23 protein-coding genes are annotated in these 26,313 nt (G+C 59.8%); 13 read left to right on the top strand and 10 right to left on the bottom strand.

Annotated elements, in window-relative coordinates:
* Positions 1 to 79 precede the first annotated feature (79 nt).
* Positions 80 to 604, top strand: a complete 525-nt coding sequence (locus KGB27_RS21335) for a DUF6586 family protein (protein WP_008028481.1) — start codon at positions 80 to 82, stop codon at positions 602 to 604.
* 154 nt (positions 605 to 758) lie between these two features.
* On the top strand, positions 759 to 992 hold the full coding sequence (locus KGB27_RS21330; protein WP_008028479.1) for a hypothetical protein: 234 nt from the start codon (positions 759 to 761) through the stop codon (positions 990 to 992).
* 86 nt (positions 993 to 1,078) lie between these two features.
* Here KGB27_RS21330 and sulA read toward each other — a convergent pair whose 3' ends face one another.
* Together sulA and lexA are read right to left on the bottom strand one after the other, a co-directional pair.
* The gene (sulA, locus tag KGB27_RS21325; protein WP_008028477.1) at positions 1,079 to 1,552 is read right to left on the bottom strand and encodes an SOS-induced cell division inhibitor SulA; all 474 of its coding nucleotides are present in this window, start codon (positions 1,550 to 1,552) and stop codon (positions 1,079 to 1,081) included.
* 10 nt (positions 1,553 to 1,562) lie between these two features.
* Positions 1,563 to 2,171 (bottom strand): transcriptional repressor LexA, encoded by a 609-nt coding sequence (lexA, locus tag KGB27_RS21320; protein WP_007944149.1) that lies wholly within the window; start codon positions 2,169 to 2,171, stop codon positions 1,563 to 1,565.
* Between the two features lie 229 nt (positions 2,172 to 2,400).
* Between lexA and KGB27_RS21315 the strand changes: the two genes are divergently transcribed.
* The 3 genes from KGB27_RS21315 to KGB27_RS21305 all read left to right on the top strand — a co-directional run bounded on the left by KGB27_RS21315 (position 2,401) and on the right by KGB27_RS21305 (position 5,027).
* Positions 2,401 to 3,108: a TetR/AcrR family transcriptional regulator gene (locus tag KGB27_RS21315; RefSeq protein WP_008028474.1), complete on the top strand. Its 708-nt coding sequence runs from the start codon at positions 2,401 to 2,403 to the stop codon at positions 3,106 to 3,108.
* Positions 3,109 to 3,266: 158 nt separating this feature from the next.
* Positions 3,267 to 4,277 (top strand): beta-N-acetylhexosaminidase, encoded by a 1,011-nt coding sequence (nagZ, locus tag KGB27_RS21310; RefSeq protein ID WP_223413922.1) that lies wholly within the window; start codon positions 3,267 to 3,269, stop codon positions 4,275 to 4,277.
* Between the two features lie 12 nt (positions 4,278 to 4,289).
* The gene (locus tag KGB27_RS21305; RefSeq protein WP_008028469.1) at positions 4,290 to 5,027 is read left to right on the top strand and encodes an S-methyl-5'-thioinosine phosphorylase; all 738 of its coding nucleotides are present in this window, start codon (positions 4,290 to 4,292) and stop codon (positions 5,025 to 5,027) included.
* Positions 5,028 to 5,145: 118 nt separating this feature from the next.
* On the opposite strand, the gene KGB27_RS21300 is transcribed toward KGB27_RS21305, so the two are convergent.
* From KGB27_RS21300 to mfd, 3 genes are read right to left on the bottom strand one after another with little or no spacing between them, the layout of a single operon-like run.
* Positions 5,146 to 7,836: a DEAD/DEAH box helicase gene (locus KGB27_RS21300; RefSeq protein ID WP_192226293.1), complete on the bottom strand. Its 2,691-nt coding sequence runs from the start codon at positions 7,834 to 7,836 to the stop codon at positions 5,146 to 5,148.
* 11 nt (positions 7,837 to 7,847) lie between these two features.
* Complete coding sequence (locus KGB27_RS21295; protein WP_008028464.1) at positions 7,848 to 8,414, bottom strand: CsiV family protein; 567 nt, start codon at positions 8,412 to 8,414, stop codon at positions 7,848 to 7,850.
* A 10-nt stretch (positions 8,415 to 8,424) separates the two neighbouring features.
* Entirely contained in the window at positions 8,425 to 11,874 is a 3,450-nt protein-coding gene (gene mfd / locus KGB27_RS21290) for a transcription-repair coupling factor (protein WP_223556250.1), read from the bottom strand.
* Between the two features lie 363 nt (positions 11,875 to 12,237).
* Between mfd and KGB27_RS21285 the strand changes: the two genes are divergently transcribed.
* Entirely contained in the window at positions 12,238 to 13,701 is a 1,464-nt protein-coding gene (locus KGB27_RS21285) for a glyceraldehyde-3-phosphate dehydrogenase (protein ID WP_008028461.1), read from the top strand.
* A gap of 172 nt (positions 13,702 to 13,873) precedes the next feature.
* On the opposite strand, the gene KGB27_RS21280 is transcribed toward KGB27_RS21285, so the two are convergent.
* Positions 13,874 to 15,172, bottom strand: a complete 1,299-nt coding sequence (locus KGB27_RS21280; RefSeq protein ID WP_223556248.1) for an MFS transporter — start codon at positions 15,170 to 15,172, stop codon at positions 13,874 to 13,876.
* Between the two features lie 118 nt (positions 15,173 to 15,290).
* On the opposite strand from KGB27_RS21280, the gene KGB27_RS21275 reads away from it, so the two are divergent.
* Positions 15,291 to 16,277 (top strand): FAD:protein FMN transferase, encoded by a 987-nt coding sequence (locus KGB27_RS21275; protein ID WP_008037702.1) that lies wholly within the window; start codon positions 15,291 to 15,293, stop codon positions 16,275 to 16,277.
* A 207-nt stretch (positions 16,278 to 16,484) separates the two neighbouring features.
* Positions 16,485 to 17,879, top strand: a complete 1,395-nt coding sequence (sthA, locus tag KGB27_RS21270; RefSeq protein ID WP_008028455.1) for a Si-specific NAD(P)(+) transhydrogenase — start codon at positions 16,485 to 16,487, stop codon at positions 17,877 to 17,879.
* A 42-nt stretch (positions 17,880 to 17,921) separates the two neighbouring features.
* Here sthA and KGB27_RS21265 read toward each other — a convergent pair whose 3' ends face one another.
* Positions 17,922 to 18,644 carry a glycerophosphodiester phosphodiesterase gene (locus KGB27_RS21265; protein WP_008028453.1) on the bottom strand — a complete coding sequence of 241 codons (723 nt, stop codon included), beginning with the start codon at positions 18,642 to 18,644 and terminating at the stop codon, positions 17,922 to 17,924.
* Positions 18,645 to 18,658: 14 nt separating this feature from the next.
* Positions 18,659 to 19,237 carry a PilZ domain-containing protein gene (locus KGB27_RS21260; protein ID WP_008037701.1) on the bottom strand — a complete coding sequence of 193 codons (579 nt, stop codon included), beginning with the start codon at positions 19,235 to 19,237 and terminating at the stop codon, positions 18,659 to 18,661.
* 94 nt (positions 19,238 to 19,331) lie between these two features.
* On the opposite strand from KGB27_RS21260, the gene KGB27_RS21255 reads away from it, so the two are divergent.
* The 3 genes from KGB27_RS21255 (at position 19,332) to KGB27_RS21245 (ending at position 22,582) form a co-directional block, all read left to right on the top strand.
* Complete coding sequence (locus KGB27_RS21255; protein ID WP_223556245.1) at positions 19,332 to 20,582, top strand: lipoprotein-releasing ABC transporter permease subunit; 1,251 nt, start codon at positions 19,332 to 19,334, stop codon at positions 20,580 to 20,582.
* Between the two features lie 7 nt (positions 20,583 to 20,589).
* A complete protein-coding gene (gene lolD, locus KGB27_RS21250) occupies positions 20,590 to 21,273 on the top strand; it encodes a lipoprotein-releasing ABC transporter ATP-binding protein LolD (protein WP_167362922.1) in 684 nt (227 codons plus the stop codon).
* Positions 21,274 to 21,337: 64 nt separating this feature from the next.
* The gene (locus KGB27_RS21245) at positions 21,338 to 22,582 is read left to right on the top strand and encodes a lipoprotein-releasing ABC transporter permease subunit (protein ID WP_008037700.1); all 1,245 of its coding nucleotides are present in this window, start codon (positions 21,338 to 21,340) and stop codon (positions 22,580 to 22,582) included.
* Positions 22,583 to 22,705: 123 nt separating this feature from the next.
* Here KGB27_RS21245 and KGB27_RS21240 read toward each other — a convergent pair whose 3' ends face one another.
* Entirely contained in the window at positions 22,706 to 24,055 is a 1,350-nt protein-coding gene (locus tag KGB27_RS21240) for a heavy metal sensor histidine kinase (protein ID WP_223556242.1), read from the bottom strand.
* Complete coding sequence (locus tag KGB27_RS21235) at positions 24,055 to 24,735, bottom strand: heavy metal response regulator transcription factor (RefSeq protein WP_008028443.1); 681 nt, start codon at positions 24,733 to 24,735, stop codon at positions 24,055 to 24,057. The genes KGB27_RS21240 and KGB27_RS21235 overlap by 1 nt, the downstream gene beginning before the upstream one ends.
* A gap of 155 nt (positions 24,736 to 24,890) precedes the next feature.
* On the opposite strand from KGB27_RS21235, the gene KGB27_RS21230 reads away from it, so the two are divergent.
* Together KGB27_RS21230 and queF are read left to right on the top strand one after the other, a co-directional pair.
* Positions 24,891 to 25,412, top strand: a complete 522-nt coding sequence (locus KGB27_RS21230) for a plastocyanin/azurin family copper-binding protein (RefSeq protein WP_223452202.1) — start codon at positions 24,891 to 24,893, stop codon at positions 25,410 to 25,412.
* Positions 25,413 to 25,473: 61 nt separating this feature from the next.
* Positions 25,474 to 26,304, top strand: coding sequence for an NADPH-dependent 7-cyano-7-deazaguanine reductase QueF (gene queF, locus KGB27_RS21225; RefSeq protein WP_008028439.1), 831 nt, complete (start codon positions 25,474 to 25,476; stop codon positions 26,302 to 26,304).
* Positions 26,305 to 26,313 lie beyond the last annotated feature (9 nt).

The raw sequence follows: 26,313 nt of genomic DNA, 5'->3' as shown, positions 1-26,313 counted from the left end.
GGGCTTGCGGTGTGCTTGGGTGATCCACGACACTGTCTGACCTGCGTGAAGCAATTATTTCGTTGTGGAGGCTGCCGTCATGGCCCACGAACTCTATACCCGTACCAATCAGAAGATTTATTTCGCCGGCCTGTCGCTGGAAGCGCTTGCCAAGGCTGAAGAGGGGCGGGCGATGAACTCCCTGGCGCTGATTCAGGCCGGGCGCGAATCGGCGTTGTTTCACTTGTACGGTGCGTTGCTGGGGCTGTGCCATGAAATTGCCGGTTTCTATCGCTTGCCTCAGGCCAATGCGCCTCGGGCGGAGATGTTGCTGACTCGGGAAGTGCTGGAAGCCATTGCCATTCCGGAAATGGCCGAGATGGTCGAGTTGGCGCAAAACCCGGAAACCTGGCTGGCCAAGCTGCTGTCGGCTCATGCTGCGTTGTTCCAGCCGCCGCGTGCACCGCACAAACCCAAGGGCGACGTGACGCAGCCGCTGATCCTGGCCGTTAATCTGGATGAAGAAGATTCGCCGGAAGAGCTGAGCCGGGAGGAATTGGAGAGCTGGCGTCAGAACCTGAAAGGCCTGGCGATTCGTTTTCGCGAAGGGTTGAATGAGTGCTGAGGGATTGAGTGTTTAACGGAGGGTCCGACGGGCTGTCCGTTTCAGGGATGAGTGCTGTGAGAAATGTCTCTTCGTAATGGCATCTGGTCAAGATCCTGAGCGAAGCCTGTCCGATGCCTATATAATCGCCGCCTTTCGTGGAGAACAGACCTTTATGCCAACGTCCTTTCTAGAAATTGTCGAGTTACCAGACGGCCGAATCGAGCTGCGCAGGGCCGAGGACGAGGGTTCTCTGGTTACTTTGGATTTCTCTGAGGATGCCAAAGCGTTCCTGCAGGGCCAACACGTGGAAGTCGCCAAGGCGATGTTGAGCGTCGGCGTTCAGATGGCTGGCCGCTTGGTTGAAGGTGATTTCAATACGGATGAGAGCTCACGGGTCCTTCATTGATCCCGTTCGTCGCTTTTTCCTGATACCGCTACAGACCGGCTTCTCTATCCTTGGAGAAGCCCCGCGCAGTTCAATGCGTGCTTCGTTTAACCCAGTCGAATGTTCAGGCTTTGTGCGTCCCCGGTCCGGGCGGCGCTGATCAACTGTTGCCGTGAAGTGGTGCTCAGTGGATTGAGCCAGCTGACGACCGTGTGGCTGCGACCCAGACGCAACGCTTCGCAGGTCAGTTGTTGTGCGCTCTGGGTGCCGCGCGGTTGCAGCAATAGAATGCGTTCACGATTCAGGCCGGCGTCTCGAAGCCAGGTTTGTGTCAGGCTGGCCGGCGGGGCGATCAATGTCAGCCAGCGCGCGTCCTGATCCTCGCTCAGTTCCCTGAGGATCGGTGCCAGAAGGCTCAGGCAGTTCCCGGCCGCACCACGCAATGACAGCTCACTGAAAACTTCAGGTTCGGCGCTCCAGGGCGACTCGACCACATCCTTCAGAATCGGTGCCATCGGCTGCACCATGAACGCCTCGAACAACGGCAGTTGGGCTTGCTGTGATGTGTGTGGGAACTGCATAAAGCCTCCTTTAGCGGCGAATGACGCCGACACTCAAGCCTTCGATCACCAGTTCCTGATCTTTCAGGTTCACTTCGATAGGGGCGAATTCAGGGTTTTCTGCAATCAACCAGACTTTGCTGCCGTCACGCTTGAAGCGTTTAACCGTAACTTCGTCGCCGATCCGCGCCACCACGATCTGGCCGTTGCGGGCCTCACGGGTGGTATGGACAGCCAGCAGGTCGCCGTCGAAAATGCCCACGTCCTTCATGCTCATGCCATGAACGCGCAGTAAATAGTCCGCGCGAGGATGGAAAAAGGCAGGGTTGATGTTGCAGGATTCTTCGATGTGCTGCTGGGCAAGGATCGGTGCACCGGCAGCCACTCGGCCAATGATGGGCAGGGTGGATTCGTCGGCCTTGGCTTCGAAACCAGGGATGCGAATGCCGCGGGATGCGCCCGGCGTCATCTCGATCGCACCCTTGCGAGCCAGCGCCTTGAGGTGTTCTTCCGCTGCGTTGGGCGACTTGAAACCCAGTTCCTGAGCGATTTCCGCGCGGGTCGGCGGGTAGCCGTTGTCTTCCAGGCAGCGTTTGATGAAGGCCAGAATCTCGGCTTGGCGTGGCGTCAGCTTTAGCATATTGATCGCTCTGTCTTTTTATACAGTGACTGGGATTATATACAGTGAAAGCGACTTGGCAATGCCCCTTTTTTTACCGGCCGCCAGACGGTCGATCAGCCGGCTGATTAAAGCGTCGTCGTTGTATGGTTAAATAGCTGACCGGCCATTCCCAAAACGAACCACCAGACTTGACAAGGCCTGGGCTGAAACGTATGTTTCAAACAAGTGTTTGTCAGGCGGAGTAGCCATGGCCCAGTCGGAAACCGTTGAACGCATTCTTGATGCTGCCGAGCAGTTGTTCGCGGAAAAAGGTTTCGCAGAAACCTCGTTGCGTCTGATCACCAGCAAGGCCGGTGTCAATCTGGCGGCGGTGAACTATCACTTCGGGTCGAAGAAGGCGCTGATTCAAGCCGTCTTCTCGCGCTTTCTCGGGCCGTTCTGTTTAAGCCTTGATAAAGAGCTGGAGCGGCGTCAGGCCAAGCCCGAGAACAAACCGACACTTGAAGAACTGCTCGAAATTCTCGTCGAGCAAGCCCTGGTGGTACAGCCACGCAGCGGCAACGATCTCTCGATTTTCATGCGTTTGCTGGGGCTGGCGTTCAGTCAGAGCCAGGGTCACCTGCGTCGTTATCTGGAAGACATGTACGGCAAGGTATTCCGTCGCTACATGATGCTGGTCAACGAAGCCGCGCCACGCATTCCGCCGATCGAGCTGTTCTGGCGCGTGCATTTCATGCTGGGTGCGGCAGCGTTCAGCATGTCCGGTATCAAGGCCTTGCGCGCGATTGCCGAGACCGATTTCGGTGTCAACACCTCCATTGAACAAGTGATGCGCCTGATGGTGCCGTTCCTGGCTGCTGGCATGCGCGCCGAAACCGGCGTGACCGACACGGCCATGGCCACTGCGCAATTGCGTCCGCGCAGCAAATCGACACAGGTTGCCGCCAAGGTTTAACCGCGCACGGGTGGGCGCGGCAGCTGACATCCGCTAAGCTAGCCGCCCATGCCGACTCTCGTTCTGAACCCGCTCCCCATAGATATCGCCGACCTGCCGGGTAAAGTCCGCAGCGGCGAACGCGTGCGAGCCGGGTTTATCGTTATCAAGGAATCTCTATGACTGCTGGCCTGCAAGGCTCGTTGATGGTGGACGTCGCCGGTACCTGGCTGACGGCTGAAGATCGCCAATTGTTACGCCAACCGGAAGTGGGCGGCCTGATCATTTTTGCCCGCAACATCGAACACCCGCGCCAGGTGCGTGAACTGAGCGCCGCCATCCGCGCCGTTCGACCTGATCTGCTGCTGGCAGTGGATCAGGAGGGCGGTCGGGTGCAGCGCCTGCGCCAGGGCTTCGTGCGACTGCCGGCCATGCGCGCCATTGCCGACAACCTGAACGCCGAATACCTGGCCGAGCAGTGCGGCTGGATCATGGCGACCGAAGTGTTGGCCGTCGGCCTAGACCTGAGCTTTGCCCCGGTGCTGGATCTGGATTACCAGCGCAGCGCCGTGGTCGGTACCCGTTCGTTCGAAGGTGACCCGGAACGCGCCGCGCTGCTGGCAGGTGCATTTATCCGTGGCATGAACAGCGCCGGCATGGCCGCCACCGGTAAGCACTTCCCTGGCCACGGCTGGGCGGAGGCCGATTCCCACGTCGCGATCCCGAATGACGAGCGCAGCCTCGATGAAATCCGCGCCAACGACCTGGTGCCGTTTGCCAAATTGAGCAAGCAACTGGCCGCCGTCATGCCGGCCCATGTCATTTATCCACAAGTCGATTCCCAGCCGGCCGGCTTCTCCCGCCGCTGGTTGCAGGACATCCTGCGCGGCGAGTTGCAGTTCGACGGCGTGATCTTCAGCGACGACCTGTCGATGGCCGGCGCTCACGTGGTCGGCGATGCTGCCAGCCGTATCGAAGCCGCGCTGAGCGCTGGTTGCGACATGGGCCTGGTGTGCAACGACCGCGCCGCTGCGGAGCTCGCGCTGAGTGCCGCCCAGCGTCTGAAGGTCAAGCCGTCCGAGCGCATTGCGCGGATGCGCGGCCAGTCGTATGCCAGCACTGAATACCGTCAAGACCCGCGCTGGCTGACGGCCATTGGTGCGCTCAAAGACGCTCAACTGATTGAATAAGGGCTTTACGTTATGACGGTTTACGCGATTATCGGTGGCACCGGCCTGACTCAACTGGAAGGCCTGAGCATTCGTCAGTCACTGGCGGTGGACACCCCTTACGGCACGCCTTCGGCCGAGGTGCAGATCGGTGAGTACGCCGGCAAGGAAGTGCTGTTCCTCGCGCGTCACGGTCACCCGCACCGTTTCCCGCCGCATCAGGTGAACTACCGCGCCAACCTCTGGGCACTTAAGCAGGCCGGCGCCGAAGCGATTCTTGCGGTCAACGCAGTCGGTGGGATTCATGCCGCGATGGGCACCGGGCATTTCTGCGTGCCGCATCAACTGATCGATTACACCAGCGGTCGCGAACACACCTATTTTGCCGATGACCTGGAACAGGTCACCCACATCGACTTCAGCTATCCCTACAGCGAACCGCTGCGCGAGCAATTGATCGCGGCATTGGCGGCTGAAGGCGTTGGCTACAGCAGTCATGGCGTGTATGCCTGCACGCAGGGGCCGCGCCTGGAAACGGTGGCGGAAATTGCGCGACTGGAGCGTGACGGTTGCGACATCGTCGGCATGACCGGCATGCCGGAAGCGGCATTGGCGCGTGAGCTGGAGCTGGATTACGCGTGCCTGGCGCTGGTGGTGAACCCGGCGGCGGGCAAGTCGACGGCTGTGATTACCATGGCCGAGATCGAGCAGGCGTTGCATGACGGAATGGGCAAGGTGAAGTCGACGTTGGCGCGGGTGCTTAAAGGTTAGTCTGTCGATAGACCGAGTCGACGCTATCGCGAGCAGGCTCGCTCCCACAGGGGGATTTGGGTAGGCCAGAACCCTTGTGGGAGCGAGCCTGCTCGCGATGGCAATCTAACTGGCGCCGCTACTTATCGATTTTCTCCGGCAGCGGCGCAAACAACGCCTCAATATCATCACTCTGCAGCTTCCAGTCCCCAGCCTTGCGCCCATCCAGCACGCCTGCTGCCAAATCGGATTTTTCCTTCTGCAGGTGCTGAATTTTCTCTTCCACCGTGCCCCGGGCAATCATCTTGTAAACGAACACCGGTTTCTCCTGGCCGATGCGATACGCGCGGTCGGTTGCCTGGTTTTCCGTCGCCGGGTTCCACCACGGATCGTAGTGAATCACCGTATCCGCCTCCGTCAGGTTCAAGCCAACACCGCCTGCCTTCAAGCTGATCAGAAAGATCTGACGCTTGCCGCTCTGGAAGTCTTTCACCGGGGAGCGTCGGTCGCGAGTCTGGCCGGTCAGCAACGCATACTCCACGCCGCGCTTCTTCAGTTCGACCTCGATTAACGCCAGCATCGAAGTGAACTGCGAAAACAGCAGAATCCGTCGGCCTTCCTCGAACAACTCCTCAAGCATTTCCATCAGGCTGTCGAGCTTGCCCGAGGTGCTTCCGCGCGTCGGCAGGGCCGCGTCGTTGACCAGGCGCAAGTCGCAGCAGACCTGGCGCAGCTTCAGCAGCGCCTCAAGGATGATGATCTGGCTGCGTGCCACGCCTTTGCGGGTGATTTCGTCGCGGACTTTCTTGTCCATCGCCAAGCGCATGGTTTCGTACACGTCACGCTGGGCTTCGTTGAGCTCGACCCAATGGATGATTTCAGTTTTCGGCGGCAACTCCGTCGCTACCTGCTCTTTTGTCCTGCGCAGCAGGAACGGTTTGATCCTGCCGTTGAGGTGTTGAAGTCGTACTTCGCTGGCGCGCTTTTCAATCGGCACGCGGTAATCGCGGTTGAAACTTTTCACGTCGCCGAGCCAGCCGGGCAGCAGGAAGTGAAACAGCGACCACAGCTCACCCAGGTGGTTTTCCAGTGGCGTACCGCTCAGGCACAAACGCTGGCGTGCATTCAGCTCGCGTGCGGCGTGGGCGGCTTTGCTGTTGGGGTTCTTGATGTATTGCGCTTCGTCCAGCACCAACACGTGCAGTGGCTGTGCGGCCAGGCGTTCGACGTCCTTGGGCAGCAGCGCATAGGTGGTGAGGATCAGGTCGTAATCGGCCAGACTGTCGAAATGCTTTTTACGACTGGCGCCGTACAGCGCCAGTACTTTCAGTTGCGGTGTGAAGTGCGCCGCTTCGTCGAGCCAGTTGGGAATCAGGCTGGTGGGCATCACCACCATGCACGGACGATCGAGGCGCCCGGCGTTTTTCTCACTGAGAACATGCGCCAGGGTTTGTAGGGTTTTGCCCAGGCCCATGTCATCCGCGAGAATCCCGCCAACCTCCAGTTGCCGCAGCGACTGCATCCAGCTCAAGCCTTCCAGCTGATAGGGGCGCAAGGTCGCGTTCAAGCCTTCCGGTGCTGTCGCGGTGTAGTCCTTGATGTCCCGCAGACGCTGGGCAAAGCTGCGCATTTGTTCGCCACCTTCCCAGAGCAGCGGCAGGTCTTCCAGCGGATTCAGGCGCGTCGCGTCGGCCTTGCTCAGGCGCAACGTGGTTTCGCCGGGCTCTTGCAGATAGAACTCGCCGAGGGTCGCCAGCACCGGTTTCAATCGGCCAAAGGGCAGGGCGACTTGCAACGGCCCATGCTCGGAGTTCGGGCGATGGGGGATGTTCACCAAAATCAATTCATCGTCGCGACGCCGTGCGAGGCGTTCCGGGTTGAGGATCTCGGTGTGGGAGCGCATCAGGTTCAACAGGATGGGCAGCAGACTCAGCCGCTCACCATTGACGATGATCCCCAGTTCGAGATCAAACCAGTCGCGCTCCGGCGCCTGTTCGACGGTGGCGTACCAGTCGTCCACGGCGGTCAGGTCGAAACCGAAATCCTCGTCGATCTGCAACTCCCAGCCTTGGGTGCGCAGCTTCGGCAACTCATTGAGCGTGAAGGTCAGCCAGGCACTGTCATTGACCATCTCATAGAGTTCGCCGGCACTTTCCGGCAAGGCTTTACTTTGCCGGGTGGCGATCTTGAAACCGAGGATTCGTAACTGTTCCCTGTAGGCCTGTTCGACTTCCGGGTGGCGTTTTATCCGTAATGTCTGCGCCTCCTGACGTATCAGGATGTCGGCGTTTTTCTGCCCGCAAACGTATTCATCCAGATAGCTGAAGGACAACGCAGCACGATGCTGGATGTAACGCTGCATCTTGCCGTTGCGCGGCTCGAAGGCGCTGAACTCAATGCTCGCCAGCCACAGGCGCGGCACCGGTTGCACGTTGTCCACCAGCACTTGCGGCGGTGCTTTCGGGCTGCGGTTTTCCAGTACGGCCTGGAGTTTTTCCAGCAGTTCGGCGTCTTGAGCAGCGGCGGGGTAGGCGAGGGTTTCCTGCACCTTCAACAGCACGGCTGCGCAATGTTTGCAGTTGCTGCGGACCGGGCATGTACACGTGGCATCGACCATCAGCAGCGTGCTTTTTGCTGACTCGCGCAGGCGAATGGTCTGACGGTAAACGTTACCGCCAGAACCTTCGCACGCGGCAGTAATGGTTGCGTCGCCGACTTCCACGATCCTGACGCGGTTCTCCAGCGCATAGCGGCGGCCGCGCTCCAGGCTTTGTTCCTTGAATCGACTGACCCATGAAGGTGCCAGGGGTTTGCTCAGGGTCGCGGGCATAGGGACTTCAATCAGTCCGGAATTTGTTCGGGGACTGGCCGAGGCGCAGGGGCGGTGAGCGAGGTGATCTTGATCAGCAGGCCGAGGTGACCGTTGTCGAGGAAGTTCAACTGGCCGTTCTTGGTGTGGCTTTCTTGTTTGAGGCGTTCGCTGGCGGTCACCATGCCGTTGGCGTCGATCTGGTTGACCCAGAAGTCGGCGTCAACGTCGGTGAAACGCCCCAGTTTCAGGTTCAGCGTGCCCTCGATCGGGAATTGGCCGAACTGTTCCTTGCCGTCGCTGACCGCAACTTTGCTGGCTTCTTCGCCGAGATTTTGCTGCCAGGCCTTGTGCAGCAACACCGTGTATTCATTGCTGGCGGTGAGTTTTTCCACTTCGCCATTCAGGCTCGGCGTACGCAGGCTCTCGGGGCGAATTTGCTGGGCGCCGGCGGCCCAGTCTTCCGGCGCGGCGCGGCTGACGATGGCGGGCACGGCGTTTTGCCGGACCAGAATCATTTCGATCTGATACAGGTCATCGGCAAACGCCGTTGGGGCGACCAGGGTGGTCAGCAAAGTCAGTAAACGAAACAGGCGCATGCGGCGTCCTTCAAGCAGTTTTCGGAATGAGGCATTCAAGCAATGCCTCTACAGTATTAAAGCGCTCTTCCGGGCGCTCCATCGGGACCATGAATTTAAACATCGTGGCCCCTTCGAATTTGTAGCGTTTAGGCTGGCCCTGAATCAGTTTGATCAGGGTCAGCGGATCGACCGGTGTCTGCGCCGCGAACTCGATCCGGCCGCCTTGCGGGCCGCCGTCGACTTTCTTGATGCCCAGCACTTCGGCTTGCAACTTCAGCCCCGTGATGCGCATCAGGTTCTTGGTCGGCTCCGGCAGCAGGCCGAAACGGTCGATCATCTCGACTTGCAGGTCCTTGAGACCATCCTCATCGGTGGCCGAGGCAATGCGTTTGTAGAGAATCAGTCGCGCGTGGACATCCGGCAGATAGTCTTCGGGAATCAGCGCCGGAACACGCAAATTGACTTCCGGGCCACCGCCCAACGGCTGATCGAGATTCGGTTGTTCGCCCTTGCGGATCGACTTCACCGCACGCTCGAGCATCTCCATGTACAGGGTGAAGCCGACCGCCTGGATCTGCCCGCTCTGCCCGTCGCCCAGCAGTTCGCCGGCGCCACGTATTTCCAGGTCGTTGGTGGCGAGCACGAAGCCCGCGCCGAGGTCCTGGGTATTGGCGATCGCCTCCAGACGCTTTTCTGCGTCCGGGGTGATTTGCTGGCGCGGCGGTGTCAGCAGATAAGCATAGGCCTGGTGGTGACTGCGACCGACGCGGCCACGCAACTGGTGCAACTGTGCCAGGCCAAATTTGTCGGCGCGCTCGATGATGATGGTGTTGGCGCTTGGCACGTCGATGCCGGTCTCGATGATGGTCGAGGCGATCAGCACGTTGAAGCGCTTGTGGTAGAAGTCGCTCATCACCTGTTCGAGTTCGCGCTCGCGCATCTGTCCGTGGCCGATGCCGATCCGCGCTTCCGGCACCAGTTCGGCGAGGTCGGCGGCGCATTTCTCGATGGTCTTCACGTCGTTGTGCAGGTAGTAGACCTGGCCGCCACGCAGCAGCTCCCGCAGCAACGCCTCTTTGACCGTGCTCTTGTTCTGCTCCATGACGAACGTCCGCACCGACAGGCGGCGGGCCGGCGGTGTCGCGATGATCGACAGGTCACGCATGCCGGACACTGCCATGTTCAGCGTGCGCGGAATCGGCGTGGCGGTCAGCGTGAGGATGTCGACTTCACTGCGCAGGGCCTTGAGCTGTTCTTTCTGACGGACACCGAAACGGTGTTCTTCGTCGATGATCACCAGCCCGAGGTTTTTGATTTTTACGTCGTCTTGCAACAGCTTGTGCGTGCCGATGACGATGTCGATCTTGCCTTCGGCAAGGTCGGTGACGGCGGCATTCACTTCCTTGGCCGACTTGAAGCGGCTCATCACTTCCACAGTCACCGGCCAGTCGGCAAAGCGGTCGCGGAAACTGTTGTAGTGCTGTTGGGCGAGCAGGGTGGTCGGCACCAGGATCGCCACCTGACGACCACCGTGTACCGCAATGAACGCTGCGCGCATTGCCACTTCGGTCTTGCCGAAACCGACATCGCCGCAGACCAGGCGGTCCATCGGTTTTGGCGCGAGCATGTCGGCGCGCACGGCTTCGATGGTGGTTTGCTGGTCCGGGGTTTCTTCGAACGGGAACCCGGCGCTGAAAGTGGCGTAATCGGCTTTCGGATCTTCGAAGGCATAACCTTCGCGAGCAGCGCGGCGGGCATAGATGTCGAGCAATTCAGCCGCCACATCGCGCACCTGTTCGGCAGCTTTGCGTTTGGCTTTCTGCCAGGTTTCCGAGCCGAGACGATGCAATGGGGCCAGGGCATCGTCGCTGCCGGTGTAGCGTGCGATCAGGTGCAGGTTGGCCACCGGCACGTACAGTTTGGCGCCTTCTGCGTATTGCAGGGTTAGGAACTCGGCGGCTTGATCGTCGATTTCCAGCGTTGCCAGGCCCAGATAGCGGCCAACGCCGTGATCGATGTGTACCACCGGCGCGCCTTCGCGCAGTTCGGTGAGGTTTTTGATCACGGCGTCGTTGTTGGCGTCGGCGCGTTTTTCACGGCGACGGCGCTGCATCACGCGCTGACCGAACAACGGACTTTCGGCGACCAGCGCCAGGGCCGGATCGTCGAGCACCAGGCCTTCGTCGAGCGGTGCGATGGTGATCGCCAGGCGCTCCTTGCTCGCGACAAAGTCGGGCCAGCTGTCGACGGTTTTCGGTCGCAGCTTCAGGCGTTCCAGCAGTTCCAGCAGCACTTCACGACGGCCCGCAGACTCGGCGGTGAACAGCACGCGACCAGGGAACTCGTCGAGGAAGCCGGCCAGCGCGGCCAGCGGTTGAGTGGCTTTGGCTTCGATGGCCAGATTTGGCAGTTCCCGCGCCGGGAAGCGCTCGCGGCCGACACCGGTTTCAACGTCCTGTTGACTGGCGACGACGCGCGGCCAGTTCTTCAGGCGTGCGAAGCAGTCCTCCACCGGCAGGAACAATTCGGCTGGCGGTAATAAAGGACGGGACGGATCGACACGGCGCTCTTCATAACGATTGCGCACGTCGTTCCAGAAATTTTCCGCCGCCTGCTCGATGCCCGGCAGGGAAAACACCTGGGTGTCCTGGGGCAGGTAATCGAACAGGGTCGAGGTTTCGTCGAAGAACAGCGGCAAGTAGTACTCGATACCCGCCGGTGTAATCCCGCTGCTTAAGTCCTGAAAGATCGGGCAGCGGCGGAAATCGACGTCGAAGCGCTCACGGAAGCGTGCCTTGAAACGGGTGACCGCATCTTTCTGCAGCGGGAATTCCCGTGCGGGCAACAAGCGGACGGTGTCGACTTTATCGATGGAGCGCTGGTTTTCCGGATCGAAGGTGCGCAGCGTTTCGATTTCGTCATCGAACAGGTCAATCCGGAAGGGCAGTTTGCTGCCCATCGGGAACAGATCGATCAGCGAGCCGCGGACGGTGAATTCGCCGTGCTCGTACACCGTGTCGACGTAGCGATAACCGCTGGCCTCAAGCCGGGTGCGCATTTGCTCGACGTCGAGCTTCTGGCCAACGTCCAGCACCAGGCTGCTGCCGAGCAGGAATTTGGTCGGCGCCAGGCGGTGCAGGGCCGTGGTGATCGGCACCACCAGCACGCCATGGCTCAACTCCGGCAATCTATATAGAGCAGCGATGCGCTGGGAAATGATGTCCTGGTGTGGCGAAAACAGATCGTAGGGCAGGGTTTCCCAGTCCGGGAAATGCAGCACCGGCAAATCCGGGGCGAAGAAACCCAGCTCCTGCTCCAGCCGCTCGGCACTTTGGCTGTCGGCGGTCAGTAGCAGGGTAAAGCGCTTGGCAGCGCTGGCAGCCTCGGCAATGGCCAGGCTCAGGGCGGCACCGGGCAGGTTGCCCCAGTGCTGTTTACCTGCCGCGGCAGGGAGAAGCGGTAGACGCAGAACGGGCACGGAAGGTTGAGCTCCAAGCGTTGCGACAAAGTCGGTAATTGTAGCGGCCCCGGGTGCCGCCTGTCAGTTGCTGACTGTGTCTATTACGCAGGTTTGGCGAAATGTAGTGGTAAAGACAAAAAACGCCGGTTTTTTGCTGAAAATTACTGATTATGTAGTGGCAAAACGACTGAGTGTTACGGAGGGTTACGGATAAGACGGCGATGTCTCCAAAAAATTGACTTCGCTGAAAGCCGCGGTTTTACTGGGCTTCGGCGGTGCGTAATTTTTTTGAAGAAGAAATTGTTACGGATCGCACGACAGGCGCGCATTGCTACGAGAGACACTCGGCGGCATAATGTAGCCCCTTTTTTCTGCCCCTACATGTGGAAGGTTCCCGTGACTCAGAAGCCCGACCAGTGTCTTGGTGAATGGATCGACCGTGAAGCACTCGCAGAAGCGATGATTCCGCTTATCGGTCAGCTCTACCGCAATAACAACGTGGTGAGCTCGATCTATGGCCGCAGCCTGATCAACCAGTCTGTCATCGCGATTCTCAAAGCTCACCGCTTTGCTCGCCATCGTTCTTCCGACGATAGCGAACTCTCCGTCCACGAAACATTCCCTCTGCTTAAAGCCATGAGCGAGCTCAAGCTCGGCGCGGCTTCGGTAGATTTGGGCAAGTTGGCGTACAAATTCCGCGTCGAAGGCAATGGCCGTACTGCCGAGCAGTTCGTCCGTGAAGAAATGGCTGAAGTGGTTGGCCAGCAAAACGCCTCCGCTCGCAAAGGCACCGACGTTGTGCTGTACGGCTTCGGTCGTATCGGCCGTCTGCTGGCGCGCATCCTGATCGAAAAAACCGGTGGCGGCGACGGCCTGCGTCTGCGTGCCATCGTGGTGCGCAAGGGCGCCGAGAACGACCTGACCAAGCGCGCCAGCCTGCTGCGCCGCGATTCGGTACATGGTTCGTTCAACGGCACCATCACCATCGATGAAGAAAACAACACCATCACCGCCAACGGCAACCTGATCCAGGTTATCTACGCGAAGAACCCGACTGAAGTGGATTACACCCAGTACGGCATCAAAGACGCGCTGCTGGTGGACAACACCGGTGTATGGCGTGACGCCGATGGCCTGGGTCAGCACTTGGCCTGCCCGGGTATCGACCGCGTTGTTCTGACCGCGCCTGGCAAAGGCAAGCTGAAGAACATCGTTCACGGCATCAACCACGGCGAAATCACCGCTGACGACAAGATCGTTTCGGCTGCTTCCTGCACCACCAACGCCATCGTGCCGGTACTGAAGGCTGTCAACGACAAGTTCGGCATCGTCAACGGTCACGTTGAAACGGTTCACTCGTACACCAACGACCAGAACCTGATCGACAACTTCCACAAGGGCGATCGCCGTGGCCGTAGCGCCGCGTTGAACATGGTGATCACCGAGACCGGTGCTGCCACCGCTGCTGCCAAGGCTTTGCCTGAGCTGGCCGGCAAGCTGACCGGTAACGCGATCCGTGTTCCGACGCCAAACGTGTCGATGGCCATTCTCAACCTGAACCTTGAGAAAGCCGCTACCCGCGAAGAGATGAACGAGTACCTGCGCTACATGGCGCTGCACTCCGATCTGCACAAGCAAATCGACTTCGTCAATTCGCAGGAAGTGGTCTCCACCGACTTCGTTGGCTCGCGCCACGCAGGCGTTGTGGATGCTGAAGCAACCATCACCCAAGACAACCGCGTTGTTCTGTACGTTTGGTACGACAACGAATTCGGTTACAGCTGCCAGGTGGTTCGCGTAATGGAAGACATGGCCGGTGTAAACCCGCCAGCATTCCCGCGCTAAGCCTTAGCTGCACATGAAAACGCCCCGACATTTGTCGGGGCGTTTTTGTTTGTGCAGGCTTTTGAGCCGTGTCGCCAGGTCGGGCCTCATCGCTAGCAGGCTAGCTCCCACAGGGGGCTTGTGAACGACACAGATCCAATGTAGGAGCGAGGCTTGCCCGCGAAGCGGTCTGTCAGACGCCGCCAACCACCGCCGCCTGCGCCGTCCGCAACTCATGCCGGTTACCACGGAACAACACCAGCGTCGCAATCAACCCCAGCACTGCCGCGCCGCTGAGCCAGATCCCCGGCGCAGCCTTGTTATCCAGCACATGAATCAGGTACGTACAGGCTGCCGGCGTAAACCCGCCGAAGGTTGCCGTCGCCAGGCTGTAGGCCAACGAGAAGCCGGTCGTACGAACTTCCACCGGCATGATCTCGGTCAGCGCCACGACCATGGCGCCGTTGTACGAGCCATACAGGAACGACAACCACAACTCGACGATCAGCAAATGGCTGAAGCTCGGGTTCGCCACCAGCCACGACAGGGCCGGGTAAGCGGTGAGAATCGCCAGAATGGTCGCTGCGAGAAGCAGGGGTTTTCGCCCGATCCTGTCGGACACAGCGCCCATCACCGGCAGCCAGAAAAAGTTCGACAGGCCGATACAGACCGTCACCAGCAGCGCATCCAGATCCGACAGGTGCAGTTCGGCCTTGCCGAAGGTCGGGGTGTAGGCGGTGATCAGGTAGAACGACACCGTGGTCATCACCACCAATGCCATGCCGGCGATGACAATGCCAAAGTTCTGACCGATCGAGTGGACGATTTCCCGCAGGGTAGGGCGGTGTTTTCGTGCCTGGAACTCAGGCGTTTCTTCCAGCGAACGGCGAATCACGAAGATCACCGGCACGATCATGCAGCCGATCAGGAACGGCACGCGCCACCCCCATTCGCCCATTTCTTCCGGGCTGAGCCAGTGGTTCAAACCCACCCCAAGCAGGCCGGCAAACACTACCGCCGCTTGCTGGCTGGCAGACTGCCAACTGACGAAGAACCCTTTGCGCCCCGGTGTGGAAATCTCCGCGAGATAGACCGACACACCGCCCAGTTCCACGCCGGCAGAGAAGCCTTGCAGCAGTCGGCCGAACAGCACGATCAGCGGCGCGGCCACGCCCAGCGTGGCGTAACCCGGCACGCAGGCAATCAGCACCGTGCCGGCCGCCATCATCGCGAGGGTGATGATCAAGCCTTTGCGGCGGCCATGACGGTCGATGTAGGCGCCGAGGAAAATCGCCCCCAACGGGCGCATCAGGAAGCCGGCACCGAAGGTGGCCAGCGACAGCATCAGGGAAGCGAAAGCGCTGTCGGCGGGGAAGAAGGTTTTGGCGATGGCTGTGGCGTAAAAGCCGTAGACCATGAAATCGAACATCTCGAGAAAGTTGCCGCTGACAACGCGAAAAATCGCTTTGCCTTTGCCGGTCGTGGAGGACATGTCTGGATACTCACTTTTTAAATCTTGTAAGAAAGCGTTTCGCGTGTGTCCCATAATGGCTGGCGTGCTTTTACTGGGAGATGAAGATTTGTTAACTGGACGTTGGAAGGTGGTTGTGATGTTGGCTGGTGTTTTGGCTGGCTGCGGCAATGGCGATTCCATGGAAAGCGTCGGCGGCCCGACTATGGGCAGCACTTATTCAATCAAATACGTGCGCCATGCCAATCTGCCCGCGCCCGCACAGGTGCGCAGCGAGGTGGAGAAGATCCTCGCCGAGGTCGACAAGCAAATGTCTACCTATCGCAGCGATTCGGACATCGAGCGCTTCAACGATCTGCCCGCCAATCGCTGTCAGAAAATGCCCGCGTCCATCCTCAAATTGATCCGCGTTGGTGAACAGCTGTCAGAGCAAAGCGAAGGATCCTACGACCTGACCGTGGAGCCACTGCTCAATCTCTGGGGATTCGGCCCCCGGGCGCGTGAAGAAAAAGTGCCCAATGCCCAAGCGCTTGCCGAGGTGCGGCAGCGAGTCGGTTATCAGCATCTGCGCATCGAAGGCGAACAGTTGTGCAAGGACGCCGCCGTCGAAGTCGACTTCAATAGCATCGCCGCCGGCTACGCCGTCGATACGATTGCCGCAAAACTCGACGCGATGGGCATTCACAACTACCTCGCCGAAGCCACCGGCGAACTCAAGGCTGCCGGCAAGAAACTTGATGGCTCGCCGTGGCGCATCGCGCTTGAACAACCCCGAGACGATCAGCAAGTTGCAGAACGCATCATCGCGGTCGACGGCTACGGCGTGTCCACATCCGGTGACTATCGCAACTATTTTCTGCAGGACGGTCGGCGTTATTCCCACACCTTCGATGCTCACACCGGTACGCCGGTCTCACACACGCTGGCGTCAGTCACGGTCATTCATCCTTCAGCGTTGATGGCCGATGGACTATCGACGCTGTTGCTGATTCTCGGTCCTGAACGGGGTTGGGACTATGCCGAAACCCACAACATAGGTGCATTCTTTGTGATTCGTGCCGATACAGGTTTCGTCATACGTACCAATCAGGCTTTTGAACGCCTCAGTGGCGGCAAAACTGAATGATTACGGTGATTCGCGCATTGAAAACTGGCGTTGTAGTGCAGGCAAAAGTAGCCTACGACGCGACCAAGGGTTAATGTGCGCGGCGTTGACGCTTCTATAGACTGTGTCCGGGTTCTGCACTGGCCCCAAATTGTTCCTTCACGCCGCAGATCGGCGTGATTTAGCCGCAGGTGCCGAGAGCGCCGCGGCCTGTTCTGAGGAGTATGCATGGCTGTCTACAACTACGACGTGGTGGTGCTGGGTTCCGGCCCGGCGGGAGAGGGCGCGGCAATGAACGCCGCCAAAGCAGGGCGCAAGGTGGCGATGGTCGATAGTCGTCGCCAGGTTGGCGGCAACTGCACCCACCTGGGCACCATCCCGTCCAAGGCACTGCGTCACTCCGTCCGGCAGATCATGCAGTTCAACACCAACCCGATGTTCCGGGCCATTGGTGAGCCGCGCTGGTTCTCGTTCCCGGACGTGCTGAAAAGCGCCGAGAAAGTCATTTCCAAACAAGTCGCTTCGCGCACCGGCTACTACGCCCGTAACCGCGTCGACGTGTTCTTCGGCACCGGCAGCTTCGCCGACGAGCAAACCATCGAAGTGGTCTGCGCCAACGGTGTAGTTGAAAAACTGGTGGCCAAGCACATCATCATCGCCACCGGCTCGCGTCCTTATCGTCCGGCGGACATCGATTTCCATCACCCGCGTATCTACGATAGCGACACCATCCTCAGCCTCGGCCACACCCCGCGCAAACTCATCGTTTACGGCGCCGGCGTGATCGGTTGCGAATACGCGTCGATCTTCAGTGGTCTGGGCGTACTGGTTGAGCTGGTGGACAACCGCGGTCAGTTGTTGAGCTTCCTCGACTCGGAAATCTCCCAGGCGTTGAGCTACCACTTCAGCAACAACAACATCACGGTTCGCCACAACGAAGACTACGATCGCGTGGAAGGCGTGGACAACGGCGTGATCCTGCACCTCAAGTCCGGCAAGAAGATCAAGGCCGACGCCTTGCTCTGGTGCAACGGTCGTACCGGCAACACCGATCAGTTGGGTCTGGAAAACATCGGCGTCAAGGTCAACAGCCGTGGCCAGATCGAAGTCGACGAAGCCTACCGCACCTGCGTGCCGAACATTTACGGCGCCGGTGACGTGATCGGCTGGCCGAGCCTGGCCAGTGCCGCGCACGACCAGGGCCGTTCGGCTGCTGGCAGCATTGTCGACAATGGCAGCTGGCGCTTCGTCAACGACGTACCGACCGGCATCTACACCATTCCGGAGATCAGCTCGATCGGCAAGAACGAGCAGGAGCTGACTCAGGCCAAAGTGCCGTACGAAGTGGGTAAGGCGTTCTTCAAGGGCATGGCGCGTGCGCAGATCGCCGGCGAGCCTCAGGGCATGCTGAAGATCCTGTTCCACCGCGAAACGCTGGAAGTGCTGGGTGTGCACTGCTTCGGTTATCAGGCGTCGGAGATCGTGCACATCGGTCAGGCGATCATGAACCAGCCGGGCGAGCTGAATACGCTGAAGTACTTCGTCAACACCACGTTCAACTACCCGACCATGGCCGAAGCCTATCGGGTAGCGGCGTACGATGGCCTCAACCGGCTTTTTTGAGCGGCTCCGGCCGGTGGCCTGAGCCGGCCGGGGAGACCGATTTCAGCAATTCTCGAGCGTGGCGGTGGCCAAACCGGGAAAGTCTGTAATCAGGCTGTCAACGCCGAAGTCGGCGAGTCTGCGCATCAGCGCGGGCTCGTTGACTGTCCACACCGACACATGCAACCCCTGTCGCTGTGCCTTCTCCAGGCGCTCCGGCGTGCACAGGGTCCAGTTCAGCGCCAGAATTTCACAGCCATAGCTTGCCGCGACCTTCAACGGGTCGAGCCAGGCGTACTCGGCTACCAATCCGCGGGACACGTCCGGCACCAGGTCCAGCGCGGCTTTCAGTACTTCGCGCGAGCTTGAAGTGATGGTCACCTTGTCGAGCAGGCCATGACGTACAGCCATTTCACGAATCGCCAGGACGGTGGTCGCGGCGCGGGTGCGTGAAGCGCTTTTGACCTCCAGCTGCCAGTGTTCGAAATCGCATTTCTCGAACAACTCTTCCAGCGTGGGAATAGGGCACGGCTTGATCCAGCCCGGTCCGCCCTTGCGCGCGTCGTAGGTCACCAGCTCGGCGGCCGTGTGCTCGACCACCTTGCCGCGTCGGTCGGTAGTGCGCTTGAGCGTCGGGTCGTGGATGACCATCAGCTCGCCGTCCATGGACAGGTGCAGGTCCAGTTCGCAACGGCGCACGCCGTGCTTGAGGCATTGCTGAAAGCTGTTCAGCGTGTTTTCCGGTGCTTCGCCCTTGGCGCCGCGATGGCCGTAGATGAGGGTCACGGTTCTTCCTTAAATTAATTGCCTGATTCGTTTTCGCGGGCCAGGCGTCGTTCCTGGGCCTGCTTTTGCAGAATGTAGCGGGCCAGCAGTTGGCGCTGTGCATCGGTCGGGCGTTCGAACTCGGTGCCGATGTCGAAGCCGCCGCCCTTGCGGTCGCAATGGGTGACGCGCGCCCGAAGCAACAGGCCGAGGGCTTGTGGCATCAACACCAGTTTCACCGACAAGTGAGTGCCTTCAGCGATAGCGGTCGGATTCTGGAAATCGATACCGCCTTCCGAGATGATCACTGGCTGCGGCTCGCCGATCTGCCCAAGCACGGTGATGGCGATCACCTGGCTGAGCAGATCGATGCGTTTGTTCTGAGATTTCAGGAACGCCGCGAGGGTGCGGTCGCGTTCACTGATCTGGCGCAGCAGGTGTTGCGACTCGAATTCGCTCAGGTGCAATTCGCTGAGCAGGTTGAAGAGTGGGGAAGCATCCTGCAACACTTCCTGGCCTGCGGCTTCGGGAGCGGACAGGGGCCGAATTTCCAGTGCGATCGTGTCCTCGATACGGTAGTATTCGCGGCGATCTTCTTCATCTAATGTCGACATGGCGAACCCATGGTAGCGGCGGTGGTCTGAGTGTAAAGCTGGTTATCGACCCCCGCCACAAGGACGTTCCTTTTCCCTCCGAACAAGCCCCGACATGTTCAGACCTCTCTTCGTATTTATTGGCACGCGTTATACCCGTGCAAAGCGTCGCAATCATTTTGTGTCGTTCATTTCCCTGACTTCGATCATCGGTCTTGCCCTCGGCGTGATCGTGATGATCGTCGTGCTGTCGGTCATGAACGGCTTCGATCATGAGATGCGCACGCGCGTGTTGGGCATGGTGCCCCACGCGACCATCGAGTCCGGTGAGCCGATCAGCGACTGGCAGAGCCTCGCCGCCAAGGTCAAGCAGAACCCGCAAGTAACGGCCGTGGCGCCGTTTACCCAGATGCAGGGGTTGCTGACCAACAAGGGCAAGGTCTCCAAGGTGCTGCTCAATGCCATCGACCCGGCGCTGGAACGCCAGGTGTCGATCATTGACAAGTTCATGCTGCAGGGCAAACTCGACGACCTCGCGCCCGGCAGTTTCGGCATCGTCATCGGCGACAAGGCGGCCGCCAAGCTCGGCGCGGCCATCGGCGACAAGCTGACCTTTGTGGCGCCGGAAGTCACCGTGACCCCGGCCGGCATGTTCCCGCGCATGAAACGCTTTACCGTGGTCGGCATCTTCCATGTCGGCGCCGGTGAAATCGACGGTTACCTGGGCGTCACCAATCTGCAGGATCTGGCGAAGCTGCACCGCTGGAAACCGGATCAGGTGCAGGGCATCCGCCTGAAGTTCGACGACCTGTTCCAGGCGCCACGCACCGCGTGGAACATCGCCCAGCAGCTCGGTGAAGACCATTTCTACGCCCGCGACTGGACCCGCACCCACGGCAATCTGTATCAGGCGATCCGCATGGAAAAAGCCATGATCGGTCTGCTGTTGCTGCTGATCGTTGCCGTGGCCGCGTTCAACATCATTTCCACGCTGGTGATGGTGGTGAACGACAAGAAGGGCGACATCGCCATTCTGCGTACCCTCGGCGCCACGCCGGGTTCGATCATGGCGATCTTCATGGTGCAGGGTACGGTCATCGGTGTGGTCGGTACGCTGATCGGCGCCGTGGTCGGGATCTTCGCCGCGCTGAACGTCAGCGCCGCGATCTCGGTGCTCGAAGGCCTGATCGGACACAAGTTCCTCAACGCCGACGTGTACTTCATCGATTACCTGCCGTCGCAAGTGCAGAGCCAGGATGTGTTGATGGTCTGCGCCGCCGCGTTGGTCCTGAGTTTCCTCGCCACCCTGTATCCAGCCTGGCGTGCCGCGCGCACCCAGCCTGCGGAGGCGCTACGTTATGAGTGAGTCGGGCATGAGTGATAAAGCAATCTTGAGCTGCCGCAACCTGGGCAAATCCTACGAGGAAGGCCCGGAATCGGTAGAAGTGTTGGCCGGTCTGCAACTGGAGCTGCATCCGGGTGAGCGCGTGGCGATTGTCGGTACCTCGGGTTCGGGCAAAAGTACTTTGCTCAACCTGCTGGGCGGTCTCGATACGCCGACCAAGGGCAGCGTCTGGCTCGACGGCGAAGAGCTGTCGGCACTCAGCGAGAAGAATCGCGGCCTGTTGCGCAATCGGTCGCTGGGTTTCGTTTACCAGTTCCACCATTTGCTGCCGGAATTCACCGCGCTGGAAAACGTCTGCATGCCGCTGCTGATCGGCAAGACCGCGATCCCGGAAGCGCGTCAGCGTGCGACGGCGTTGCTGGAGCGGGTAGGGCTGGGCCATCGCCTGGAGCACAAACCGGCGGAATTGTCCGGTGGCGAACGTCAACGCGTGGCCATCGCCCGCGCGCTGGTGAACAAACCAGGGCTGGTGATGCTCGACGAGCCGACCGGCAACCTCGACTCCCACACTGCCCAGGGTATTCAGGATTTGATGCTGGAGCTCAGCACCTCGATGCGCACGGCGTTCCTGGTGGTGACTCACGACATGAACCTGGCTCGCCAGATGGATCGCGTCCTGCATTTGCAGGAAGGTTGCCTGACGCCTATCTGATTGGCCGAAACCCGATGTCTGAAAAGACGTCGGGTCTTTTTGTTTTTATACGGTGCCCCAGCGAATGTTCAGACCGTTATCGATCTTTATCGGCACGCGCTATACCCGCGCCAAGCGCCGCAATCGCTTTGTTTCGTTCATCTCGATGACCTCGATGATCGGCCTCGCCCTCGGTGTGCTGGCGATGATCGTGGTGTTGTCGGTCATGAACGGCTTCCAGCGCGAAATGAGCTCGCGCATCCTCGGCATGGTGCCTCACGCGACCATCGTCGGCGTGAACCCGATCGACGATTGGCAGCCGGTGGCCGACGCCGCGATGAAAAACCCGGAAGTGACCGCCGCCGTGCCGTTCACCGAGATGGAAGGCATGCTTTCCTATAAAGGCACGATGCAGCCGATTCAGGTCAGTGGTGTCGATCCGGCGCTGGAAGGCAAGGTCTCGATCGTTGCCCAGCACATCGTCCAGGGGCGTCTCGATGCCTTGAAACCGGGCGAGTTCGGTGTGGTGATCGGTGAGATCACCGCACGACGTTTCCGCTTGAATGTCGGCGACAAGATCACCCTGATCGTGCCGGAAGTCAGCACCGCACCGGGCGGGATCACCCCGCGGATGCAGCGGCTTAACGTGGTGGGCGTGTTCAAGGTCGGCGCAGAGCTGGACGGCTCCATGGCGCTGATCCACGTTGCAGATGCCGCGCAGATGCAGCATTGGGAACCGAATCAGGTGCAGAGCGTGCGTCTGGCGGTGAAGGATTTGTACGCGGCGCCGAAGGTCTCCAGTGATATCGCTGGCGGCTTGGGCACGGCGTACAAGGCTGACGACTGGACTCACACCCAGGGCAGCCTGTTCAGCGCGATGAAGATGGAAAAAACCATGATCGGCCTGCTGTTGCTGATGATCGTTGCGGTGGCAGCGTTCAACATCATCGCGACCTTGATCATGGTGGTGAACGACAAGGGCGCGGACATCGCGATCCTGCGTACCATCGGTGCCACGCCACGGCAGATCATGGCGATCTTCATGGTTCAGGGCACGGTGATTGGCGTGGTCGGCACCTTGATCGGTGGCGTGCTCGGCGTGATTGCCGCGCTGAACGTCAGTGAGCTGGTGGGCTGGGTGGAGCGGGTCAGTGGGCAGCACATCTTCAGTTCTGACGTGTATTTCGTCAGCAACCTGCCTTCGGAATTGCAGGGTGGGGATGTGCTGTTGATTTGCTCGGCCGGGTTTGTGTTGAGCTTCCTTGCGACGGTTTACCCGGCGTGGCGGGCGGCGAAGATCGAGCCGGCTCACGCGTTGCGGTATTCGTAAGGCGTAATATCGCTTTCGCGGGCAAGCCTCGCTCCTACAGGTTTTATTGCGTCGATACAAAACCTGTAGGAGCGAGCGGTGCGGCGACCCGACTTGCCCGCGAAGGGGCCGGACCTGCTGGCCTCAATCCCCCTTCGGCAACTCAATCACAAACCGCGTCCACCCATTCTCCGATTCGCAACGAATCTGCCCGCCATGGGCCCGAATGATCGACTGGGTAATCGCCAACCCCAACCCAGCATGTTCACTGCTGCCTTCCTGTCGCGCCGGATCTGCCCGATAAAACCGATCAAACAAACGCGGCAGTAATGCCCCGTCAATGCCGTCGCCGCTGTTCTCGACCGTCAGACTCAAACCTTCAGGCCGCTCGATAATCCGCACCCGAACCTCGCCATCGGCCGGCGTGAATCGCAGCGCGTTATCCAGCAAATTCGAAAGTGCCCGACGCAACATGCTCCGGTCGCCCTCCAGGCGCGCGTTGCCTTCACGGCTCAACGTCACCTGGGCGTCTTCGGCCAATGGCGCAAAAAACTCCAGCAACACATCCGCTTCTTCCGCCAATTCCAGGGGTTCACGTTTGGGCATCAGCAACCCGTGATCAGCCTTGGCCAGGTACAACATGTCGTTGACCAGTTGCGCCATCCATTGCAGTTCTTCGAGGTTGCTGTGCAGTGCTTCGCGGTAATCCTCAAGGGGGCGTGGGCGGGTGAGGGTGACCTGGGTGTGGGTCAGCAAATTTGACAGGGGGGTGCGCAGTTCATGGGCGATGTCGGCAGAAAACGCCGATAGCCGCTGAAAAGAGTCGTCGAGGCGTCCGAGCATGGCATTGAAGTTGTGGGCCATTTCCGCAAGTTCGGGGGGCATGTTCTCTTCGGGCAGTCGGGCATTCAGCGACTGCGCGGAAACGCCACTGGCGATTGCACTCATGCGCCGTAACGGACGCAGCCCGCTGCGGGCCGCCCAGGCACCCAGCAGAGCAGTCGCCAGGGCAGACAAACCGACGGTCAGCCAGATCAAGTGCTGCATGCGCTGCAGAAAGTGCTGGTGGTGGGTGATGTCCAGCAGCAGGGTCAATTGCGGTGAGTCAGGTTTGTCGACAAACAACGGCGCATTGAGGACGCGGTAGTCGGTGCCGTCGTCGTTCATGGTCGACAAACCCGGCCTCTGCGGAAGTTTATCGGGCAGGCTCGGGGTGCTGTCGTACCAGCGCTTGCCGTCGCTGCCGGAAATGCGCAGGGACAAATCAGCCTGGCGGTTCAATTCATCCGCCAGTCTGACTTCGCTTTCACTGGACTGGAGATCGTGAAGCGCTCGACGCAAACCAATGAGCTTGCCGTCCAGCAATTGCTGGTCCAGTTCAACGAAATGCGCCTCGCTGGCTCGACTGAACAACACGCCCGCGAACAACGAAACCACGGCGGTGCAAGCTGCAAACAGCAGCGCCAGACGGCTGCTCAATGAAAGTCGGCGCATCAGGCCGGGCGCTCTTCGAGGACGTAACCCATGCCGCGCACGGTATGGATCAATTTGTTTGGAAACTCGTCGTCGATTTTCAGGCGCAAACGGCGGATGGCAACTTCGATGACATTGGTGTCGCTGTCGAAATTCATGTCCCAGACCTGGGAAGCGATCAGCGATTTGGGCAGCACTTCGCCCTGACGACGCAGGAGCATTTCCAGCAGGGCGAATTCCTTGGCGGTCAGGTCGATGCGTTGGCCGCTGCGTTCGACGCGACGGCGGATCAGATCCAGGCGCAAATCGGCCAGTTGCAGGCTGGTTTCCTGCGGCGTGGTGCTGCCACGACGCAACAGGCTGCGAACCCGGGCCAGCAGTTCGGAGAAGGCGAACGGCTTGACCAGATAATCGTCGGCGCCCAGTTCGAGGCCGTGAACCCTGTCTTCCACTGCGTCTCGCGCGGTCAGAAACAGGACCGGCGTGTCGAGGCCCGCGCTGCGCACTGCCTGGAGGATTTGCCAGCCGTCGCGACCGGGCAACATCACATCGAGGATCAACAGTGCGTAGTCACCGCTCAATGCCAATTGCTGGCCAGTGTCGCCGTCGGCCACCAGTTCGGTGTTGAACCCGGCTTCGGTCAGGCCCTGACGCAGGTAATGGCCGGTTTTCGGTTGGTCTTCGACGATCAGCAGTTTCATGGGCGACTCGAGGCAAATGGAACGAACGCTTTATACCGTGGGCAGCGGTTGTGCAGGTCAACCTGACAAAGTTGTAATCTGGCTGTCAGGTTACGGGCAGTGGCCGCAGTTTAGTGTTTTCCACAGGCTGAACTTTATCTTGTTGGAGTATGACTATGTTTTTGCGCAAACCCCTGGTGCTGGCTGCGTGCCTGCTGGTGCTGAGTTCGCCGGTGTGGGCATCGCCGGCGCACACCTACGACTTCGGGCAACCGGCCCCGGCTGCCAAGGCGACCCGCAGCGTTGAAGTGGTGATGGGCGACATGTCGTTCACCCCCAAGGCCATCGATATCAAGGCCGGTGAGACAGTTCGCTTTGTGCTGGTGAATAAAGGCCAGTTGCTGCACGAATTCAACCTCGGTGACGCGGCGATGCATGCAAAACATCAGCAGGAAATGATGAAGATGCAGCAGAGCGGCATGCTTACGCCTACAGGGATGAAGGAAATGGACCACGGCGCGATGGCGGGAATGGATCATGGTATGAAACACGATGACCCCAATAGCGTGCTGGTCGAGCCGGGTAAAACCGCCGAACTGACCTGGACCTTCACCAAGGCCACCAACCTGGAATTTGCCTGCAATATTCCAGGTCACTATCAGGCTGGCATGGTCGGTAAACTGACAGTCAGTCAGTAAGCACTCTAAGGCGCGAGCAAAGGCTGGTAGAATCCGCTGATTCTTCAGTCAGGTTTCCGCCATGCATCCCGCAGCCGAACACTCGCCGCTGGGTAAATCCAGCGAATACATCGCCACTTACACGCCGTCCTTGCTGTTTCCGATCCCGCGCACCGCGAAATGGGCCGAGTTGGGGCTGACGGCTGAAACCCTGCCGTATAAAGGCGTGGATTTCTGGAACTGCTTCGAGCTGTCGTGGCTGTTGCCGTCCGGTAAACCCGTGGTGGCGATCGGCGAATTCTGCATTCCGGCGGATTCGCCGAACATTATCGAATCCAAGTCGTTCAAGCTGTATCTGAACTCGTTGAATCAGACTCCGTTTGCCGATATCGCAAGCCTTGAAGCGACGCTGGTGAACGACCTGTCCGCTGCGGCAGGCAAGCCGGTCGGCGTGCGGGTTCGCCGCCTGAAAGACGTTGAAGCCGAAGGCGTCGTGGCGTTGCCGGGTGTGTGCATCGATGACTTGGACATCAGCGTCAGCAACTATGAGCATCCGCGTCCGGAGCTGCTGCGTTGTGATGATTCGCGCATCGTCGAGGAGAGCGTGCACAGTCATTTGCTCAAATCCAACTGCCCGGTGACCAGTCAGCCGGACTGGGGCAGCGTGGTGGTGGAATACCGTGGCGCGGCGCTGGATCACGCGAGTCTGCTGGAGTACATCGTGAGCTTCCGTCAGCACTCGGACTTCCATGAGCAATGTGTGGAACGGATCTTCCTCGACCTGCAACGCTTGCTGAAACCGGAGAAATTGACGGTGTACGCGCGGTATGTGCGTCGCGGCGGGTTGGACATCAACCCGTATCGCAGCACTGAAGACGTGCAACTGCCGAACCATCGCCTGGTCCGCCAGTAACATCTGTAG

It is taken from the genome of Pseudomonas sp. BF-R-01 (genome assembly GCF_019946615.1).
Classification (GTDB): domain Bacteria; phylum Pseudomonadota; class Gammaproteobacteria; order Pseudomonadales; family Pseudomonadaceae; genus Aquipseudomonas; species Aquipseudomonas migulae.
The sequence above is the reverse complement of the archived record's forward strand: the minus strand, read 5'-3'. Positions and strand labels throughout refer to the sequence as shown.

Excerpts from the sequence above, each read along its gene's own strand:
- lexA (WP_007944149.1), bottom strand. The coding sequence starts at position 2,171 with ATGCTAAAGCTGACGCCACGCCAAGCCGAGATTCTGGCCTTCATCAAA.
- KGB27_RS21330 (WP_008028479.1), top strand. The coding sequence starts at position 759 with ATGCCAACGTCCTTTCTAGAAATTGTCGAGTTACCAGACGGCCGAATC.
- KGB27_RS21280 (WP_223556248.1), bottom strand. The coding sequence starts at position 15,172 with ATGTCCTCCACGACCGGCAAAGGCAAAGCGATTTTTCGCGTTGTCAGC.
- KGB27_RS21245 (WP_008037700.1), top strand. The coding sequence starts at position 21,338 with ATGTTCAGACCGTTATCGATCTTTATCGGCACGCGCTATACCCGCGCC.
- KGB27_RS21235 (WP_008028443.1), bottom strand. The coding sequence starts at position 24,735 with ATGAAACTGCTGATCGTCGAAGACCAACCGAAAACCGGCCATTACCTG.
- lolD (WP_167362922.1), top strand. The coding sequence starts at position 20,590 with ATGAGTGATAAAGCAATCTTGAGCTGCCGCAACCTGGGCAAATCCTAC.
- sulA (WP_008028477.1), bottom strand. The coding sequence starts at position 1,552 with ATGCAGTTCCCACACACATCACAGCAAGCCCAACTGCCGTTGTTCGAG.
- KGB27_RS21300 (WP_192226293.1), bottom strand. The coding sequence starts at position 7,836 with ATGCCCGCGACCCTGAGCAAACCCCTGGCACCTTCATGGGTCAGTCGA.
- KGB27_RS21305 (WP_008028469.1), top strand. The coding sequence starts at position 4,290 with ATGACGGTTTACGCGATTATCGGTGGCACCGGCCTGACTCAACTGGAA.
- KGB27_RS21285 (WP_008028461.1), top strand. The coding sequence starts at position 12,238 with ATGTGGAAGGTTCCCGTGACTCAGAAGCCCGACCAGTGTCTTGGTGAA.
- sthA (WP_008028455.1), top strand. The coding sequence starts at position 16,485 with ATGGCTGTCTACAACTACGACGTGGTGGTGCTGGGTTCCGGCCCGGCG.
- nagZ (WP_223413922.1), top strand. The coding sequence starts at position 3,267 with ATGACTGCTGGCCTGCAAGGCTCGTTGATGGTGGACGTCGCCGGTACC.
- KGB27_RS21230 (WP_223452202.1), top strand. The coding sequence starts at position 24,891 with ATGTTTTTGCGCAAACCCCTGGTGCTGGCTGCGTGCCTGCTGGTGCTG.
- KGB27_RS21260 (WP_008037701.1), bottom strand. The coding sequence starts at position 19,237 with ATGTCGACATTAGATGAAGAAGATCGCCGCGAATACTACCGTATCGAG.
- KGB27_RS21275 (WP_008037702.1), top strand. The coding sequence starts at position 15,291 with ATGTTGGCTGGTGTTTTGGCTGGCTGCGGCAATGGCGATTCCATGGAA.
- KGB27_RS21335 (WP_008028481.1), top strand. The coding sequence starts at position 80 with ATGGCCCACGAACTCTATACCCGTACCAATCAGAAGATTTATTTCGCC.
- KGB27_RS21240 (WP_223556242.1), bottom strand. The coding sequence starts at position 24,055 with ATGCGCCGACTTTCATTGAGCAGCCGTCTGGCGCTGCTGTTTGCAGCT.
- KGB27_RS21255 (WP_223556245.1), top strand. The coding sequence starts at position 19,332 with ATGTTCAGACCTCTCTTCGTATTTATTGGCACGCGTTATACCCGTGCA.
- queF (WP_008028439.1), top strand. The coding sequence starts at position 25,474 with ATGCATCCCGCAGCCGAACACTCGCCGCTGGGTAAATCCAGCGAATAC.
- KGB27_RS21295 (WP_008028464.1), bottom strand. The coding sequence starts at position 8,414 with ATGCGCCTGTTTCGTTTACTGACTTTGCTGACCACCCTGGTCGCCCCA.
- KGB27_RS21315 (WP_008028474.1), top strand. The coding sequence starts at position 2,401 with ATGGCCCAGTCGGAAACCGTTGAACGCATTCTTGATGCTGCCGAGCAG.